This is a genomic window from Bacteroides stercorirosoris (assembly GCF_900142015.1).
GTDB classification, from domain to species: domain Bacteria; phylum Bacteroidota; class Bacteroidia; order Bacteroidales; family Bacteroidaceae; genus Bacteroides; species Bacteroides stercorirosoris.
Genome location: NZ_FQZN01000002.1, coordinates 312,531 through 329,278, shown reverse-complemented (window position 1 = coordinate 329,278; position 16,748 = coordinate 312,531). Strand labels below are relative to the sequence as shown.

The 16,748-nt window shown below is 43.0% G+C and carries 11 protein-coding genes and 1 tRNA gene; 7 read left to right on the top strand and 5 right to left on the bottom strand.

What is annotated here, in order from left to right; genetic code table 11:
• Positions 1–18: 18 nt before the first annotated feature.
• Positions 19–2,115: an ATP-dependent zinc metalloprotease FtsH gene (gene ftsH / locus BUC01_RS02730; protein ID WP_025831825.1), complete on the bottom strand. Its 2,097-nt coding sequence runs from the start codon at positions 2,113–2,115 to the stop codon at positions 19–21.
• 8 nt (positions 2,116–2,123) lie between these two features.
• On the bottom strand, positions 2,124–2,483 hold the full coding sequence (rsfS, locus tag BUC01_RS02725; RefSeq protein WP_025831827.1) for a ribosome silencing factor: 360 nt from the start codon (positions 2,481–2,483) through the stop codon (positions 2,124–2,126).
• Between the two features lie 218 nt (positions 2,484–2,701).
• On the opposite strand from rsfS, the gene BUC01_RS02720 reads away from it, so the two are divergent.
• From BUC01_RS02720 to BUC01_RS02710, 3 genes are all read left to right on the top strand, one after another.
• A tRNA-Gln gene (locus BUC01_RS02720) sits at positions 2,702–2,775 on the top strand.
• Between the two features lie 102 nt (positions 2,776–2,877).
• A complete protein-coding gene (locus tag BUC01_RS02715) occupies positions 2,878–3,504 on the top strand; it encodes a murein L,D-transpeptidase catalytic domain-containing protein (protein ID WP_081795793.1) in 627 nt (208 codons plus the stop codon).
• Positions 3,505–3,557: 53 nt separating this feature from the next.
• Positions 3,558–4,736, top strand: a complete 1,179-nt coding sequence (locus BUC01_RS02710; protein ID WP_073312638.1) for a phosphoribosylaminoimidazolecarboxamide formyltransferase — start codon at positions 3,558–3,560, stop codon at positions 4,734–4,736.
• 117 nt (positions 4,737–4,853) lie between these two features.
• Here the strand turns inward: BUC01_RS02710 and BUC01_RS02705 are convergent, their stop codons facing one another.
• The 3 genes from BUC01_RS02705 to rsmA all read right to left on the bottom strand — a co-directional run bounded on the left by BUC01_RS02705 (position 4,854) and on the right by rsmA (position 9,079).
• Positions 4,854–6,767 (bottom strand): DUF349 domain-containing protein, encoded by a 1,914-nt coding sequence (locus BUC01_RS02705; RefSeq protein WP_025831831.1) that lies wholly within the window; start codon positions 6,765–6,767, stop codon positions 4,854–4,856.
• Between the two features lie 116 nt (positions 6,768–6,883).
• Positions 6,884–8,224, bottom strand: coding sequence for a magnesium transporter (gene mgtE, locus BUC01_RS02700; protein WP_025831833.1), 1,341 nt, complete (start codon positions 8,222–8,224; stop codon positions 6,884–6,886).
• 39 nt (positions 8,225–8,263) lie between these two features.
• Positions 8,264–9,079, bottom strand: coding sequence for a 16S rRNA (adenine(1518)-N(6)/adenine(1519)-N(6))-dimethyltransferase RsmA (gene rsmA, locus BUC01_RS02695; protein WP_025831835.1), 816 nt, complete (start codon positions 9,077–9,079; stop codon positions 8,264–8,266).
• A 171-nt stretch (positions 9,080–9,250) separates the two neighbouring features.
• Here rsmA and BUC01_RS02690 point away from each other — a divergent pair, with 171 nt between their 5' ends.
• The 4 genes from BUC01_RS02690 (at position 9,251) to BUC01_RS02675 (ending at position 16,683) form a co-directional block, all read left to right on the top strand.
• Positions 9,251–10,243 (top strand): lysylphosphatidylglycerol synthase transmembrane domain-containing protein, encoded by a 993-nt coding sequence (locus BUC01_RS02690; protein WP_025831837.1) that lies wholly within the window; start codon positions 9,251–9,253, stop codon positions 10,241–10,243.
• A gap of 177 nt (positions 10,244–10,420) precedes the next feature.
• Positions 10,421–11,878: an aminoacyl-histidine dipeptidase gene (locus BUC01_RS02685; RefSeq protein WP_073312637.1), complete on the top strand. Its 1,458-nt coding sequence runs from the start codon at positions 10,421–10,423 to the stop codon at positions 11,876–11,878.
• A gap of 217 nt (positions 11,879–12,095) precedes the next feature.
• Positions 12,096–13,043, top strand: a complete 948-nt coding sequence (locus tag BUC01_RS02680) for a tyrosine-type recombinase/integrase (RefSeq protein WP_073312636.1) — start codon at positions 12,096–12,098, stop codon at positions 13,041–13,043.
• 445 nt (positions 13,044–13,488) lie between these two features.
• Positions 13,489–16,683, top strand: a complete 3,195-nt coding sequence (locus tag BUC01_RS02675) for a coiled-coil domain-containing protein (RefSeq protein ID WP_025831839.1) — start codon at positions 13,489–13,491, stop codon at positions 16,681–16,683.
• The last annotated feature ends 65 nt before the right edge of the window (positions 16,684–16,748 follow it).

Genomic DNA, 16,748 nt, shown 5'->3' with positions numbered 1-16,748 from the left:
TGTTCCGTTTTAAATTCTTTATTCTTTTGTTGGTCGTTCTACGGAAACTCTGGTGCCTTCTGCAGAAACCTTTCTATTACCGGTTTCTTTTCCGCCCTCAACATTGTTCTCTTCTTCCGCTTTTACTTCTTTTTCGCTCTCCACAGCTTCTTTGGCAGTTTCTTCTTCGGCTTTTTTCAAGTCCTCTGATATTTTATTGGCGCTGATCTCTTCCGAGCGGGAAGCCCAAGGCCGTTTTCCGAAGATTTCTTCCACATCCTCAGCGAAGATAACCTCTTTATCTATCAACAGCTGTGCCAATTTGTTGTGCCCCTCCTTATGTTCGGATAGGATTTGCTTGGCGCGTTCGTACTGTTCATTCACCATGCTCTTCACTTCCTCATCAATCAGTTCGGCAGTCTTTTCACTGTACGGGCGGTTGAAAGAGTACTCTTCGTTATTATAATAACATAGGTTCGGCAACTTCTCGCTCATACCCAGATAAGCAATCATGCCGTAAGCCTGTTTGGTAACACGTTCAAGGTCGTTCATGGCACCGGTCGAGATACGTCCCAGAAATAAATCCTCGGCGGCACGTCCGCCCAGTGTGGCACACATTTCATCAAGCATCTGCTCTTTGGTGGTAATCTGACGCTCTTCGGGCAGATACCATGCAGCGCCCAATGCCCGTCCGCGTGGAACGATGGTTACTTTAATCAGCGGGTTGGCGTATTCCAGCAACCAGGAGATGGAAGCGTGTCCGGCTTCATGGATAGCGATGGAACGACGTTCTGCTTCGGTTGTAATCTTGGTCTTCTTTTCCAAGCCACCTACGATACGGTCTACGGCATCGAGGAAATCTTGTTTACCTACAAATTTTTTGCCGTGGCGTGCCGCAATCAGTGCGGCCTCGTTGCAGACATTGGCTATATCAGCACCGGAGAAACCCGGAGTCTGACGTGACAATAAATCTACATCCACTGTATTATCTATTTTGATAGGGCGAAGATGTACGCCGAATACTTCTTTACGTTCGTTAAGGTCGGGCAAGTCTACATGAATCTGACGGTCGAAACGTCCGGCACGCAATAAGGCTTTGTCCAGTACGTCTACACGGTTGGTAGCTGCCAGGATGATTACACCACTATTGGAACCGAAGCCGTCCATTTCTGTCAATAACTGGTTCAGCGTATTTTCGCGTTCGTCATTACCACCCATTGCGGCGGCTTTGGCGCGGGCGCGGCCCACGGCGTCAATTTCATCAATAAATACGATGCACGGAGCTTTCTCCTTTGCTTGGCGGAACAGGTCGCGCACACGTGATGCACCTACACCGACAAACATTTCTACGAAATCGGAACCAGCCAGTGAGAAGAACGGTACGTTAGCTTCGCCTGCTACAGCTTTGGCGAGCAGGGTCTTACCGGTTCCCGGAGGGCCTACCAGCAATGCGCCTTTAGGTATCTTACCACCCAGGTCGGTATATTTCTGCGGCTCTTTCAGGAATTCCACGATTTCCTCTACTTCCTGTTTGGCTTCAGCGAGTCCTGCAACGTCCTTGAAAGTAACTTTCACGGGAGTTCCTTTTTCAAACAGTTGGGCGCGCGATTTGCCGACATTGAATATGCCGCCACCGCCTGCACCGCCACCACCACTCAGGCGGCGTGACATGAAAATCCAGAAACCGATCAGGAAAGCGATAGGCAGAATCTGCCACAAGATAGCACCGAAATAATTCCGTTTCTTCTCGTAATTGATAGAACCGTCGAAGTGCTGTTCGTCTCTTTCTTTTTGCAGGAAGTTACCCAGACTTTCACGTGAAGGAGCTTCAGTGGCAATCATAGGGTTCTTACCCACGCGGCTGGAGTCAGCCTGGAATACGTTCTTCACATACTGCGGCTTGATGTAGGCTTCTACCGAGTTATCATCGTAGCCGATAATTTTGCTCATATAGCCGTCACGTACGTATTGCTGAAATTCGTCGTAAGATACGATTTTGGTATTTGTTGTGTTCTCGTTAGTGAACCACAGTCCCAAAAGCATCATGGCTATGATCATATACAACCAGTTCAGGTTGAACTTGGGCATATTAACTTTATTGGGCTTTTTGTTAGCGTTATTGTTATTATTGTCCATAAGGCTTATTAATCAATATCAGGAATTTGGGTTAATTTGGCGTCAGCCCAGAGGTGCTCCAGGTTGTAGAATTCTCTCGTTTCGGGTAGAAACACATGAACCAGTATATCGGAATAATCCATCGCTACCCATTCGGCATTGCGTAACCCGTCTATCGCAAACGGTTTACTGTTGGCGCCTTTGCGGGTGAATTCCTTCACGGACTCCACAATGGCGGTCACTTGGCTGGGAGAATTTCCCTGGCAAATGACGAGATAGTTGCAGATAGTATCGCCAATTTTAGAAAGATCTGCTATAACAATTTTTTTCCCTTTTTTATCTTGTATACCTTCGGTGATTTGTTGAATGAGTTTCTTTGTTTCGTTCATTACTTATTATTAAAATTAAATAGTTGACAAATATACGGTGAATTCTTATATCAAACACCTAAAAGGGGAAAACTCTTTCATTTTTTGATTTTTTTTAGGTATATATTCCTTTGGCATACGGCATCTTAGAAGATTTTATGAAAAAAAATCGCGGATTTTGTTTTGGATTATCAAATTCTTTGTATCTTTGCAACCGCAAAACGGGAACGACCTGTTATTGGGCTATGGTGTAATGGTAACACTACAGATTCTGGTCCTGTCATTCCTGGTTCGAATCCAGGTAGCCCAACCATCCAACGGCTTATTTAAGTCAAAAACCCACTAAAATCGCAAGTTTTAGTGGGTTTTATGTTTTATCACAAGTGATTTTAATATCTGATACAATGTGAAGTTTATGCAAGAAGCTATTCGTTTTCTGTTAGTGCTACTTATCCTGCTTGCCGGATTAGGAGAGGGGCTTTGTGCGAAGTGCAGTGATACCATATCGGTGAGCCTTACTACACAGCAGCGGTTAAAAGTGAAAGCGCGCGAAGCGAAAGCATATTGTGTTAGTAAAGGTTTCAATACGAATTATTGTTTCTTGGTTGATTTCAGCATACACTCCGGTAAGAGACGTTTCTTTGTCTGGGATCTTAAGGGCGACTCAATTAAATATGCAAGTCTTTGCGCACATGGTTACGGAAAAGACAGTACTCCTTCTAAACCCGTCTTCAGTAATGTGCCGGGAAGTCTATGTTCTTCTTTAGGAAAATACAAAATCGGTATCCGCGCTTATAGTAAATGGGGAATCAATGTCCATTATAAATTGCACGGACTGGAACCGACCAATGATAATGCCTTTAAGCGTATTGTTGTGTTACATTCGTATACCCCTTTGCCTGCGACGGAGATTTATCCTTTACATCTGCCGTTGGGAATGAGTCAGGGGTGTCCGGTGATTTGTGATGAAACGATGCGGCAGATTGATGCTTTGCTTAAGGTTGAAGCCAAGTCTGTATTATTATGGATTTATAATCAGTGATTATATTCCTCTTCAGTAATTTTGTAGCAATTCTATTCAAAATAATTAAAACTATGGCAAAAGAGTTAGAACTCAAGTACGGCTGTAACCCTAATCAGAAGCCGGCCCGCATTTTTATGCAGGAGGGGGAACTGCCTATCGAAGTCCTGAATGGACGTCCGGGATACATCAACTTTATGGATGCCCTGAACGGATGGCAGTTAGTGAAAGAACTGAAAGAGGCTACCGGTATGCCGGCAGCTACTTCATTCAAACATGTCAGTCCGGCCGGTGCAGCTATCGGTCTTGAACTGGACGAGACAATGAAAAAGATTTATTTTGCGGATGACCTGCCGCTTTCTCCGTTGGCTAATGCCTATGTACGTGCCCGTGGTGCCGACCGTATGTCGTCTTATGGTGATTTTATCGCTTTGAGCGATGTATGCGACGAGGAAACCGCCCGTTTCATCAATCGTGAAGTGTCGGATGGGGTTATTGCTCCGGGGTATACAGAGAAGGCGCTTGAAATTCTGAAGAATAAGCGTAAAGGTACCTATAATGTGATTCAGATTGATCCGAGCTACAAACCTGCTCCGATTGAACGTAAAGACGTATTTGGAATTACTTTTGAGCAAGGACGTAATGAAATTAAGTTGAATAACGATGAACTGTTTGCGAATATTCCCACTCAAAACAAGAACTTTCCGGATGCTGCAAAGCGTGATTTAATGATAGCATTGATTACTCTGAAGTATACGCAGTCGAACTCCGTTTGTTATGTGAAGGACGGACAGGCTATCGGTATCGGGGCTGGGCAGCAGAGCCGTATTCACTGTACCCGTCTGGCAGGAAATAAGGCGGATATCTGGTATCTTCGCCAACATCCGAAAGTGTTGAACTTGCCGTGGATTGAAAAAATCCGCCGTGCCGACCGTGATAATACGATTGATATTTACATCAGTGATGATCATGAAGATGTATTGGCTGACGGTGTTTGGCAACAGTTCTTTACAGAGAAACCGGAGGTGCTGACCCGTGAAGAAAAGCGTGCATGGCTGAATACGCTGAAAGGTGTTTCTTTGGGTTCAGATGCTTTCTTCCCGTTTGGAGATAATATTGAGCGCGCGCATAAAACAGGTGTGGATTATATTGCCCAGGCAGGAGGCTCCGTACGTGATGACAATGTTATCGAAACTTGTGATAAATATGGCATTGCTATGGTGTTTACGGGTATTCGCCTGTTCCATCATTAAAAATAGGAAACAATAAAAAAGCTGTCTCCGGATAAATCGTGAGACAGCTTTTTTTATGCCTTTTTCAATAAACTTTCTGTTTGAAAAACAAACAGTCTATTTCTGTTTCTATCAAAATTATTCGGCGCTGCGAATGGATTCGTCGATAACCTTAATCTTCTGTTTTACCAATTCGATGTCGGCTTTCAGCTTTTCCACTTTACGATTCAGTTCCGTCAGCAGGCTGTTACCTTTCTTAGAAGAAGTAGTCAGGAAGCCGAGGTTGTTTTCGTACGTCTGCAACTCGTTTCTCATGGCATCTGCCGCGCGAACCAGTTTCTCGCGTTCACGATAAAGAGCCTGCGGGCTGCCTTCCTGGATGTTGCTGATGTTCGATTTGAAGTTGCTCAACTTCTTGTTGGCTGCGCTGATGTTGAAATGGTCGAACAGTTTATCCACTTGTCCGTGATATTGCTTGTACAGACGGTCTTTCTCTTTGAAAGGTACATGGCCGATACTGTTCCATTCTTTCATCAATTCGCGTACCAACTGGGTGGCCTCGTCAGTATCCATGTTTTCATCGATGGCGGTAAGCTTCTCGATGATTTCTTTCTTCTTGTTCAGGTTTTCAACTTCAATGGAACGTTGGGAAGAAGTTGCCTTGTTCTTTTGTTCGAAGAAGTAGTCACAAGCAGAAATGAAACGTTTCCATATTGCATCAGAGTATTTCTTGGCTACCGGGCCGATAGTCTTCCACTCTTTTTGAAGTTTGGTGAGTTCGTCAGCCGTTGCTTTCCAATCGGTGCTGTCTTTCAAGGCTTCGGCCTTTTCGCAAAGCGCACGTTTCTTGTCCAGGTTGACGTTCATTCCCTCTTTCAGGGATTTGAAGAATTCACCCTTCTTGCGGAAGAACTCGTCGCAAGCCTTGCGGAAACGTTCGAATATCTTCACATTCATCTTCTGCGGTGCAAAACCTATGGTTTTCCATTTGTTTTGCAGGGCAATGATTTCCTGAGTTTTGTTGTCCCAGGCGGCGAAGTTGGTCAACTCGTTGTAGTCGATGGCTTCGATGATTTCGCAAATCACTGTTTTCTGGTCGAGATTGTGTTGCTCTACTTCTTTCAGTGATTCAAAATGCTGCTGGTGACGGCGGTTTACGGCAGTGGAGGCTGCTTTAAAGCGGTTCCATACCTCGTCACGCAATTCTTTGGCTACCGGACCTGTGTCACGGAATTCCTGGTGTAACTTCTGCAACTGGTGGAAAGCTGATACTACATCCTGTTCATCTGCCAGTTTTTCGGCAGCTTCGCAAAGATGAGTCTTTATTTCCAGGTTTTTCTTGAAGTCATATTCACGGAATTCATTGTTCAGCTTCAGCAGGTCATAGAATTTCTCTACATAGAGTTGATAGCTCTTCCAAAGCTCGTTGACTTTAGCTTGCGGAATAAGCTTCACTTCATTCCATTGCTGTTGCAGTTTCTTGAATTCGGTGTAGGATTTGTTGGCATCATCGGGCGACTCTACCAGTTCTTTCAGTTCCTCGATTATGGAAAGTTTGATTTGCAGGTTCAGCTCTTTCTGTTGTTCCTGCTCGGCTGACAATGCACCTCTCTTTTCTTTAATGACGGACATGATATTCTTGAACTCCTCTTCCACAGTGTCCACTGTCGGAACGAAGTTCTCAGCTGCTCCCCCGTTTTCGATGAAAAGCTTCTTTGCAGCTTCCTGTTCGGCATTGTGCAGTTTATAGAAAGCTTGTTTCAAGCTGTCTATTTCTTGTTTACCGGCATTTTCCACTTCTGCGGAGATTTCTTTTAACTTGGCGAGGATTTCTTCCTTACTTAGTTTTTGTGTGGCTTCTACCGTTTTTTCTTCCTGCGTAGCTTCTACCAGTTTTTCTTCCTGTGCAGTTTCTTCTGCCGGCTTCTCTTCCTGCGTAGCTTCTTCAGCCGGAGTTTCCGTCAGAGCCGGTTCGGAAACCTCTGCTGCTTTCTTGTCTTCTTCTAATTCTGCCGCCTTTTCGGGGAGATTAGTGTCATGAGTGTCCATCATTGTAGATACATTTTAAGAAACGGTTTTACCCGTTCGGGTTACATTAGGTCACAAATTAATGAAATAAAACAATTACTTCATACTTTTTTCATCAGTTTTTTTTCATTTTTCTTCATTTAGGCGAGTAGCACGGTTATTCCCATGTACAACATCATGCCTATAATGTCGTTGGTAATCGCTATAAACGGCCCGGTAGCGATGGCAGGGTCTACCTTCAACTTTTCCAATGTCATAGGCACCAGTGTGCCGAAGATGGATGCGAACATCACTACGGCGAACAGGCTGATGGAAACGGAATAGGTGACGGTGGCGGTGGCGCCGAACCGGACAAAATTATAGATATATACTACTAAAGAAATGATGGTAGCGTTGATGAGGGCTACTACGGATTCTTTGGTGATTTGCTTGAAAATATCTTTGGCATCCAGCGAATTGTTGGCAAGGCCTTGCACGATGATAGCCGAAGATTGTGTCCCGACGTTTCCACCCGTACCACCGATCAGCGGAATATAGAGCGCCATTTCGGGATGGGCGGCGAAGGTTACGTCGAAGTTTCCCAGGATCATGGAGTTGCCGATACCACCCAGCATGCCGATGATGAGCCACGGCAGGCGTGCGCTGGTCTGGCGCATCACGTTATCGTCTGTCTCTACGTCCTGTGACAAACCGGATGCCAACTGGTAGTCGCGTTCCGATTGCTCACGAACTTCATCCATAACGTCGTCTACGGTAATCTGTCCCACCAGTCGTCCGATGCTGTCGATGACGGGAACGGCCACAAGGTCATATTTTTCAATGGTCTGCACCACATCTTCAACGGGCGTATCTACGTGTACGGAAATCGGGTCTTTCCGCATCACGTGTTTCACTTTTGACACGGAAGGGGAGGTAATCATCTTCTTCAGCGGGAATACACCTTGCAGGCGGTTCTCGTCGTCGATGACATAGACGTAGTAGATTTCGTCCAACTGTTCAGCTTGCTGGCGCATTTCTTTCAGACATTCCGGCATACTCCAGTTCTCGTTCACGACCACCATTTCCGTACCCATCAAGCCACCGGCGGTATCTTCGTCGTACTTCAACAGGTCTACGATGTCTCCTGCTTGCTCGATGTCTTCAATGTGGGAGAGGATTTCCTCCTGTTTCTCTTCATCCAACTCACGCATCAGATCTACGGCGTCGTCTGTGTCCATATAGTCCACAAAGCGCTTGGCAATAGTTTCTGACGGGAGTATCTCCAGGAATTCCTTACGGACGTCTTCGTCCATTTCCATCAATACATCTGCCGCTGTCTCATTGTCCAGCAAGCGATATACAAAACGGGCCTCTTCCGGACTCAGGTCGTTGCAGAGTTCGGCAATATCCGCAGGATGCAGGTCTATAAGGAGCGATTTGACGTTCTCTGCGTCTTTCTGCTCAATGAGGTTTTTGACATTGTCAATGTAGGTTTCGTCCATCTCCATAATCTTCCTCCTCTTGATTAAAATGATGACTCATCATTTATTTATTTCATCATTCTTTTCTCTAATCTCTTTTAACGCCTGTTCCACTTGGTTGGTCAAGTTGATAAACTCCTGTACGGACAGCTGTTCCGGCCTTTTGTTGAACACGGCATCTTCCGTCAGCGGACAGTCTTTGCCGAGTATCGGCTTTATCGAGTTTCGCAGCGTCTTGCGTCGTTGGTTGAAAGTGGTTTTTACTACTTGCTTGAACAGCTTTTCGTCACAGCCCAGGTCTTTAGTCTCGTTTCGTGTCATGCGGATGACGGCGCTTTTTACCTTTGGCGGTGGGTTAAACACATGTTCGTGCACGGTGAAAAGGTATTCCACGCGATACCATGCTTGTATCAGTATGCTTAAAATACCATATGTCTTGCTACCGGGACCGGCAGCGATACGTTCAGCTACTTCCTTCTGTATCATGCCGGTGCAGCAAGGTATCAGTTCTTTGTTATCCAGCATCTTGAAAAAAATCTGGCTGGATATGTTATAAGGGTAGTTTCCTGTCAGCACAAACGGCTGTCCACCGAACAGGCGTTGCAGGTTCATTTTCAGAAAATCGTCTTCGATGATGTTGTCTTCCAATGACGGGTATTCTTCGCGCAGATAGGCTACGGATTCGTAATCCAGTTCCACTACCTTTACCGGACGTTCTTTCTTTACCAGAAACTGGGTTAATACACCCATACCCGGACCTACTTCCAATATAGGGAGTCCGGGACATGCGTCTACGGTGTCGGCTATGTCCTGTGCCACTTTCAGGTCTTTCAGGAAGTGTTGGCCGAGAAACTTTTTAGGCTTTACTAATCTCATTTATCAACTGAATCGTTACTTTTGAACAATCTTTGCACTATCTTTGCTCCGCGAAGACAGGCTGCACCTCGGCATTAAAAATAAGCAAGCTTCTTTTGTACTGCCCTCGGTTTGCACTATCTTTACAGCTCGCAAAGGTAATCCTTTTCGACGAAGAATAACGAATTCTGCATGAATAAACTATTAAAAAAGACACTGAAAATCCTTTTGCCGCTCGCTTTGGGCGGTTTTATTCTTTATTGGGTGTATCGGGATTTTGACTTTACACGTGCCAAGGAAGTGCTTTTGCATGGCACTAATTGGGGGTGGATGTTGTTTTCATTGTTTTTTGGTGTAATGAGCCACGTGTTCCGTGGTTGGCGCTGGAAGCAAACGCTTGCGCCATTGGGTGCCTATCCGAAAACGGGTGATTGCGTGGATGCTATCTTTGTTTCTTATGCCGCTAATCTTGTTTTGCCTCGTGTGGGTGAAGTTTCCCGTTGTGGGGTACTTGCCAAATATGATGATGTGTCTTTTGCCAAATCGCTTGGTACGGTGGTGACGGAACGTTTGATAGATACGCTTACCATTCTTTTGATTACAGGAGTTACTTTTTTGATGCAGATGCCCGTTTTCCTGCGTTTTTTTGAAGAGACGGGGACGAAAATTCCTTCGTTGCTGCATTTGGTGACGTCTCCCTGGTTCTATGTTGTACTTTTCTGTGTGATAGGAGTATTGGTGTTGCTCTATTTCCTTTTGCGTATGCTTTCTTTCTTCGAGAAAGTGAAGGGGGTGGTGCTCAATGTGTGGGAAGGTGTGATGTCATTGAAGGGGGTGAAGAATATCCCGCTTTTCATTCTTTATACATTACTTATCTGGATATGCTATTTCTATCACTTCTATATTACTTTCTATTGCTTTTCTTTTACCGGGCATCTTAGCTTTTTGGCCGGATTGGTTATGTTCGTAGGCGGAACCTTTGCGGTGATTGTCCCTACCCCCAACGGGGCGGGATCCTGGCACTTTGCCGTCATCACGATGATGATGTTATACGGGGTCAATGCTACCGATGCGGGAGTTTTTGCTTTGATTGTGCATGGCATACAGACGTTACTGGTTATTGTGCTGGGGCTTTATGGATGGCTGCACCTTTCGCTGGTGAACCGTGTGAAGCAGAATTCATGAGCGGTAGTGTAAATTGAAGAAGAAGTTCTATTTATTTTGAAAGTCGCATCTCTTTATGATATAATGCCAGGATCACTATATCTCATCACTTTTTGTAGTAATACTAAAATCGTAACCGTTTATTGCATGGTTTAAGAATAAAAATGTATATTTGCGAAAACTAACTTTTTAAACGTTATGAGTACAATCTTGCAATTAGCTCCACAGAATGTGTGGAAGCATTTCTATTCGCTGACTCAAATTCCCCGTCCGTCGGGACACATGGAGAAAATAACAGAGTTCCTTGTAAACTTTGGAAAAGGCTTGGGCTTGGAATCATTTGTCGATGAAGTAGGCAATGTTATTATCCGTAAAGCCGCCACTCCGGGTATGGAAAACCGCAAAGGCGTCATTCTTCAGGCACACATGGATATGGTGCCCCAGAAGAACAATGATACTGTTCACGATTTTACAAAAGATCCTATTGAAACCTACATCGATGGCGATTGGGTGAAAGCTAAAGGAACAACGCTGGGTGCGGACAATGGTCTGGGCGTTGCCGCCATCATGGCAGTGCTGGAAGATAATAATCTGAAGCATGGACCATTGGAAGCATTAATTACGAAGGATGAGGAAACTGGTATGTACGGTGCTTTTGGCTTGAAGCCGGGAACATTGAAAGGTGAAATCCTGCTGAATCTTGACTCAGAAGATGAAGGCGAACTGTATATAGGTTGTGCCGGGGGTATCGACCTGACGGCTACGTTGGAATATCAGGAAGAGGCAGTGCCGGCTGATTTCGTAGCCCGTAAGATTACATTAAAGGGCTTGCGTGGTGGTCATTCCGGTTTGGAAATCAATCAAGGACGTGGAAATGCCAATAAGTTGTTGACTCGTGTGGTACATGATGTACTGGTTGAATTTGATTCCCAGTTAGCAAGTTTCGAAGGTGGCAACATGCGTAATGCCATTCCTCGTGAAGCACATGCCGTATTAGTGTTCAATCCTGAAGATACGGAAGGACTGGAAGACTATATTAAGGAATATGAAGCGCAAATCAATGCGGAATATACTCCTATTGAAAGTGGTATCACATTGACTATAGAGCCGGTTGAGCTTCCGGCTCATATTGTACCGATGGAAATTCAGGATAATATGATTAGTGTGCTGATGGCTTGTCAGGACGGTGTGATGCGTATGATTCCAACTGTGCCCGATACGGTGGAAACGTCTTCTAATCTGGCTATTGTTATTATTGGAGAAGGTAAGGCGGAGGTTCGTATTCTGGCTCGCAGTTCTTGTGACACAATGAAGGAATTTTTGGCTGACAGCCTGACCGCTTGTTTTGCCATGGCAGGTATGAAAGTGGAGTTGAGCGGAGGTTATTCCGGTTGGCAACCTAATGTGGATTCACCTATTCTGCATGCCATGAAGCTTTCCTATCAACAACAATTCGGAGTAGAACCTGCTGTGAAAGTTATTCATGCCGGCTTGGAATGTGGTATCATTGGCGCCAATTGTCCGGGATTGGATATGATATCCTTCGGACCTACACTGCGTTCTCCGCACTCGCCGGATGAACGGGCTCTGATTCCGACCGTCTCTAAGTTCTATGACTTCCTGGTTGCTACGTTGGAACAGACACCTGAAAAGTAAATAAGTCTTTTTTTATATAAAAGGCGGAGAGGATGCTTAACATTCTCTCCGCCTTTTTTATTTTATATTTTTATTAAAAAAAATGCCGTTACTTTATAGGTAACGGCACAAAATATGGTGCAAACATAACTGTTTTTCCATAAATGTGCAAATAAAGCTGTTTTTTTTTCTGTAATTCATTAAAAAAAGAGTAATTGTACTCAAAAAACAATTTATCATGAAACAAAAATTATTATTGGATATGCTATCCTCGACTATTCAAGAGCTTCGTGCTAACGGTCAATGGGGAACTGCACATGTGTACCGGAGTGCCCGGAATTCTTTCTCTGCATTTAATAATGACAGGGATATACCATTTGGCAAGTTGACTCCGAACCTTCTGAAGAACTTTGAAATCTATTTGCGCCAGCGGAGATGCAGTTGGAATACAATCTCTACATATATGAAAGTGCTTCGGGCAACTTATAACCGGGCAGTGGATAATGGTTATGCTTTGTATGTTCCACGGCTTTTCAGACATGTGCATACCAGTGTGAGTGCGGATCAAAGAAGAGCTTTGGATGCTTCTGACATAGGGAATTTGCTCTGTGAAGCGGAGAAAACGCCTGTATACAATACCTTGCCTGTAGATTTGCAAAAGACTAAAATCTTATTTGCACTTATGTTTCTGCTACGCGGTATACCATTTGTAGATTTAGTATATTTGCGTAAGACGGATATTCAAGGTAACATTCTGAGGTATCGGAGGCGGAAGACCGGTAGGCCGTTGACTGTGATGCTTACTCCTGATGCTTTGAGGTTAGTGCAATTAGTGGCTAATAAAGATATGGATTCTCCCTATCTATTCTCCTTTTTGTCCAGTCCGGAGGGAACTGAGATGGCTTATCATGAATATCAATCGGCATTGAGGGCTTTTAATCATCGTTTGTCCATATTGAAGAAGTATGTGAGAAGCCATGCTCATTTGAGTACCTATACCGTTCGGCATACTTGGGCAACGATGGCCTATTATTGTGAAATACACCCGGGTATCATATCAGAAGCTATGGGACACTCATCCATTAAGGTTACGGAAACTTATCTGAAGCCTTTTCAAAATCAGAAAATAGATGAAGCCAATCAGGAGGTAATCTCTTTTGTGAAAGGGTATGCTTCTGTGCTCTAAATGATTGGAATGAGTATTATTTGATTTTAGTTAGAAATCACTGACTTTTCGTAGAAATGAATCTACGAATGGTTGGAATCTTTCCTGAAATGATTTTTCAGGCAGTTATTCTTTTCTCTTCTTTAATTGCCCTCTTTCATATTTATCGTTCAGTATTACAGTATAATAGCTTTTTCTTCTGAAATGAAAACTTTCTAGGATACTTCGTTTTTAAAAATATGATGTATCTATTTTTACAAGCATGCCAAATGGTATGCTTTTCTGTTGTTGAATATATTCTTTGGCTGTCGATAATGCCTGTTTTATGCCTTTTTTGCGTGAAATATGCGTTGTAGTAGCTTGTGCCGTTACCTATAAAGTAACGGTAGAGATGGGGATGAGGATGATTTATTAGACTATTATTATTCTTTATTTTTTTAAATTTATAAATTTAAAGTTTTTTATTATGAACAAGAAGTATTTGAGTGTAGCCCTGTTTGGAGCCTTGATGATGGTTTCTACAGGTGTATTTACGTCTTGCAAGGACTATGACGATGATATCGACGGTCTTGAGCAAAAGTACACAGATCTGAACACTGAACTTAGCGCGCAGAAGACAAGCTTAGAAAAAGCTTTATCTGATGTACAAGCTGATGCTGACGCAGCTCAAGTTGCAGCAGATGCCGCAAAGGCTGCCGCTGATGCTGCTAAGACAGAAGCAGACAAGGCTGTTGCTGAAGCAGCAGCAGCTAAAGCGCTTGCTGAAAAAGCTGCAAACGATGCGAAAGCTGAGGCTATCAAAGAAGCTAAAGCTTACATTGATGAGTTAATGAAAAATGTAGCAACGGATGAGGAGCTTTCTGTTCTTTCTGGTAAAATAGATGGTATTCAGAGTGACTTGAATACAATGAAAGAAGACTTGAAAGGTCTAGGTGTTGATTTGAATGCAGAAGTAGAGGCACGGGCAAAAGCTGATCAGGCATTGCAGGTTCAGATTGATGCTTTGAAGAAGTTTGAAGAGGCTACAGGGAAGGAGTTTGACTCTCTTCAGGGACAGTTGGACGCTATGAAGAAAGAGTTAGCCAATTTAGGTTCTAAAGAAGAAATTGAAAATCTTCTGAAGAAAGCTAATGAGGAAATGCAAAAGGAAGTAAGTGACCAGTTGAATACTTTGTTAGGTGTACTTTCTACTCGTTTGAATAGTTTAGTCTTTAAGCCGGCTTTTTACTATCAGGGTATTGAAGCTATGGGGGCTTATTCCTATAATTATAACATCTTGACTGTTGGTAAGATTAATGCAGACGGTGACTTTAAAACTGATGCTCCTAAAGTAGGAACCACTACTTCTATGACTCCAGGTTTGGTAGCTGAATATCATATGAATCCTTCTGTTGCAGATTGGAAAAAGATTACTAAACTGACTTATATTTCTGCTGATAAAGACTATAAAACAAGAGCAAATGGTGTAGTAGAAGCTGTTGTTGACAACTTTCAGGGAGACAAGGGGATTTTGACTGTAAATTCTCACTTGGTGAATGGTACTGTTAAGGATATTGAGCAGGATGGTAAAGTAACGGTACTGGCCTTGGAAGCTCATTATAATAATGGTAAACAAGATACAATCATTACTTCTGATTATGCTGCTATAAAAGCGGTGAATGCTCATAATCTGGTATTGGCTTTAAGCCAACCATTCGAGCAAAAAGAAACGGTACATTTGTATAAGACTGCGGCTGAGGCTATAAATGCTGCGGCTACTTATGAAATTAGTTGGAATAGTGAAGGTGAAGACTTGTCTAAACTTATCAATACTCATTTCGATGAAATAGTTGATCCGGAAGATCCGTCTAAGGATGATCACAAGAAACTGGATAAGTATGCTTTCGATAAGACATCTGAAGGTTATGGATTTAAGTATTCTTATGAACTGGTTGGTTATCATGTAGGTGATAATAAAACCTCTGAAAGTGCTCATGCAGCCTTGAAGGATGCTATCTTTAGACCGCAAATGCCGAAAGATGGTTTGCAACAAGGATTTGGTGCAGAACAGAACAAGGCTGAGAAGGGCCGTGAACCGTTGGTTCGTATTACGTTGACTGACATTAAGAGTAATAAGATTGCAGCAGTGGGTTATTTGAAGTTCAAGATCGTTGATACTATTACAGAAAGTGATGTTGTATTGACTCCAAACTTTGACTTCGCTGATGTCTATACTGTAAATTGTACAGAAGATAAAAAAGAACTGAAACTTACTTGGCATCAGTTTGAGGAACAAATTATTGCACAGCTCGAAAAACAAGGTATTTCTAAAGAAGACTTCCATGATAACTTCACATTGGATGGTGGCGTGAATGATGCTACTCAATATGATGGTATTTTGGCTACTTCTAAGGCTGTGACAACTAAGTATGGTGTTGTATCTCAGTCTATTCAAGATGATGGTGGCAACGAAACTCAGATATTGAAATGGGTGGTTAAGAATAATCAGGCTTACCAAGTATTTAAGAATAAGGAAAGCATGAAGGCCATCGTCCGTTATACTAAGGTTATCGATGCTGTTAAGGGCATTAATCAATATGTATATGTGACATTGAATTGGACTCCGTCAAAGCGTAATGTAACGCCTGCTGGTACAGTAGCTGATGCTGATAAGAATAGAGCTTATTGGTATGCTAAAAATGATCCGAAAGCAGGAACGGGCTATAGTGATATTCATGCTAATGTTGAAACAGTGGGACAGGCTGGTGCAGACGATGAATTCAAATCTGACATCTTGAATACATTTATGGGTAACGATGTGACAGTTACTGGCATTGATGCTGTTTATACTGCATTTACAGATGCTAAGTTGGCTAAAACATTCACTTTCGTTGATCCGCAAGGAACTGCTTTGACTCCGGTTACAGGTAATTCCGGTCAGAAATATGATATTACGGTAGGGAATAATGGAAAGACTTTGTATGCAAATAAGGTAGGTGCTACTCTTGTTAAATATCCTGTTGTAACTATCAACGGTTCTGTATTAGAATATAATGCGGATAACGCAACCAATGAGTGGGCTAAGGATATTTTGAACTATGCAGACCACAATGAATTGGCAGATAAGCAAACCTTTACTGCTAAGATTCAGATTAATGCAGCTAATTGTGACTATGTTCCGTTTACTTTGTCTAACAATACATTCTTTGCGAAGTTCTTGCGTCCTGTTAGTGTAGCTGATCCTCATGAAACTAATTTCTTGGATGGTGAAACAGGTGGCTCTAAAGCAATGTTGAAATTGACTTTCACAGATTGGCGTGATCATAACTTTGATAATACTGCGGTTACTAAGGGAGAAAACTACTATAAATATTATGGTATTAAGTCTATCTCTTGCCTGGAAGATCAAATCAGAACTGATATGAACTCTACTTCTGGTGATTTTAAAGATTTGTTGAGTGCTGCAAGCAAGAAGATAAAGTTCAATTTTGTTGAACCTACAGAGACTGAAATTCAGAATGGTAAGGGTACTATTGCTCATTACTTCGGCGAACTGGTATATGAGAACAATAATACAACTGTAGGTGATTTCCAGATTAAGGTTCCGTTTGATGTTGAGTACGATTGGGGTACAATCCGCGTATATGTAATCTGTAAAATCGCTGCAACAGTAGCTAACTAATTCGGAGTAATCCGATCCATAAATAGGAGTAAGGGTACTTGCCTACCCTTACTTCTTTATACTTT

Bases quoted from the DNA above. Each gene is read 5' to 3' on its own strand.
- BUC01_RS02710 (WP_073312638.1), top strand. From the start codon at position 3,558: ATGGCAAAAGAGTTAGAACTCAAGTACGGCTGTAACCCTAATCAGAAG.
- BUC01_RS02680 (WP_073312636.1), top strand. From the start codon at position 12,096: ATGAAACAAAAATTATTATTGGATATGCTATCCTCGACTATTCAAGAG.
- rsmA (WP_025831835.1), bottom strand. From the start codon at position 9,079: ATGAGATTAGTAAAGCCTAAAAAGTTTCTCGGCCAACACTTCCTGAAA.
- mgtE (WP_025831833.1), bottom strand. From the start codon at position 8,224: ATGGACGAAACCTACATTGACAATGTCAAAAACCTCATTGAGCAGAAA.
- BUC01_RS02675 (WP_025831839.1), top strand. From the start codon at position 13,489: ATGAACAAGAAGTATTTGAGTGTAGCCCTGTTTGGAGCCTTGATGATG.
- BUC01_RS02690 (WP_025831837.1), top strand. From the start codon at position 9,251: ATGAATAAACTATTAAAAAAGACACTGAAAATCCTTTTGCCGCTCGCT.
- BUC01_RS02685 (WP_073312637.1), top strand. From the start codon at position 10,421: ATGAGTACAATCTTGCAATTAGCTCCACAGAATGTGTGGAAGCATTTC.
- BUC01_RS02715 (WP_081795793.1), top strand. From the start codon at position 2,878: ATGCAAGAAGCTATTCGTTTTCTGTTAGTGCTACTTATCCTGCTTGCC.
- ftsH (WP_025831825.1), bottom strand. From the start codon at position 2,115: ATGGACAATAATAACAATAACGCTAACAAAAAGCCCAATAAAGTTAAT.
- rsfS (WP_025831827.1), bottom strand. From the start codon at position 2,483: ATGAACGAAACAAAGAAACTCATTCAACAAATCACCGAAGGTATACAA.
- BUC01_RS02705 (WP_025831831.1), bottom strand. From the start codon at position 6,767: ATGATGGACACTCATGACACTAATCTCCCCGAAAAGGCGGCAGAATTA.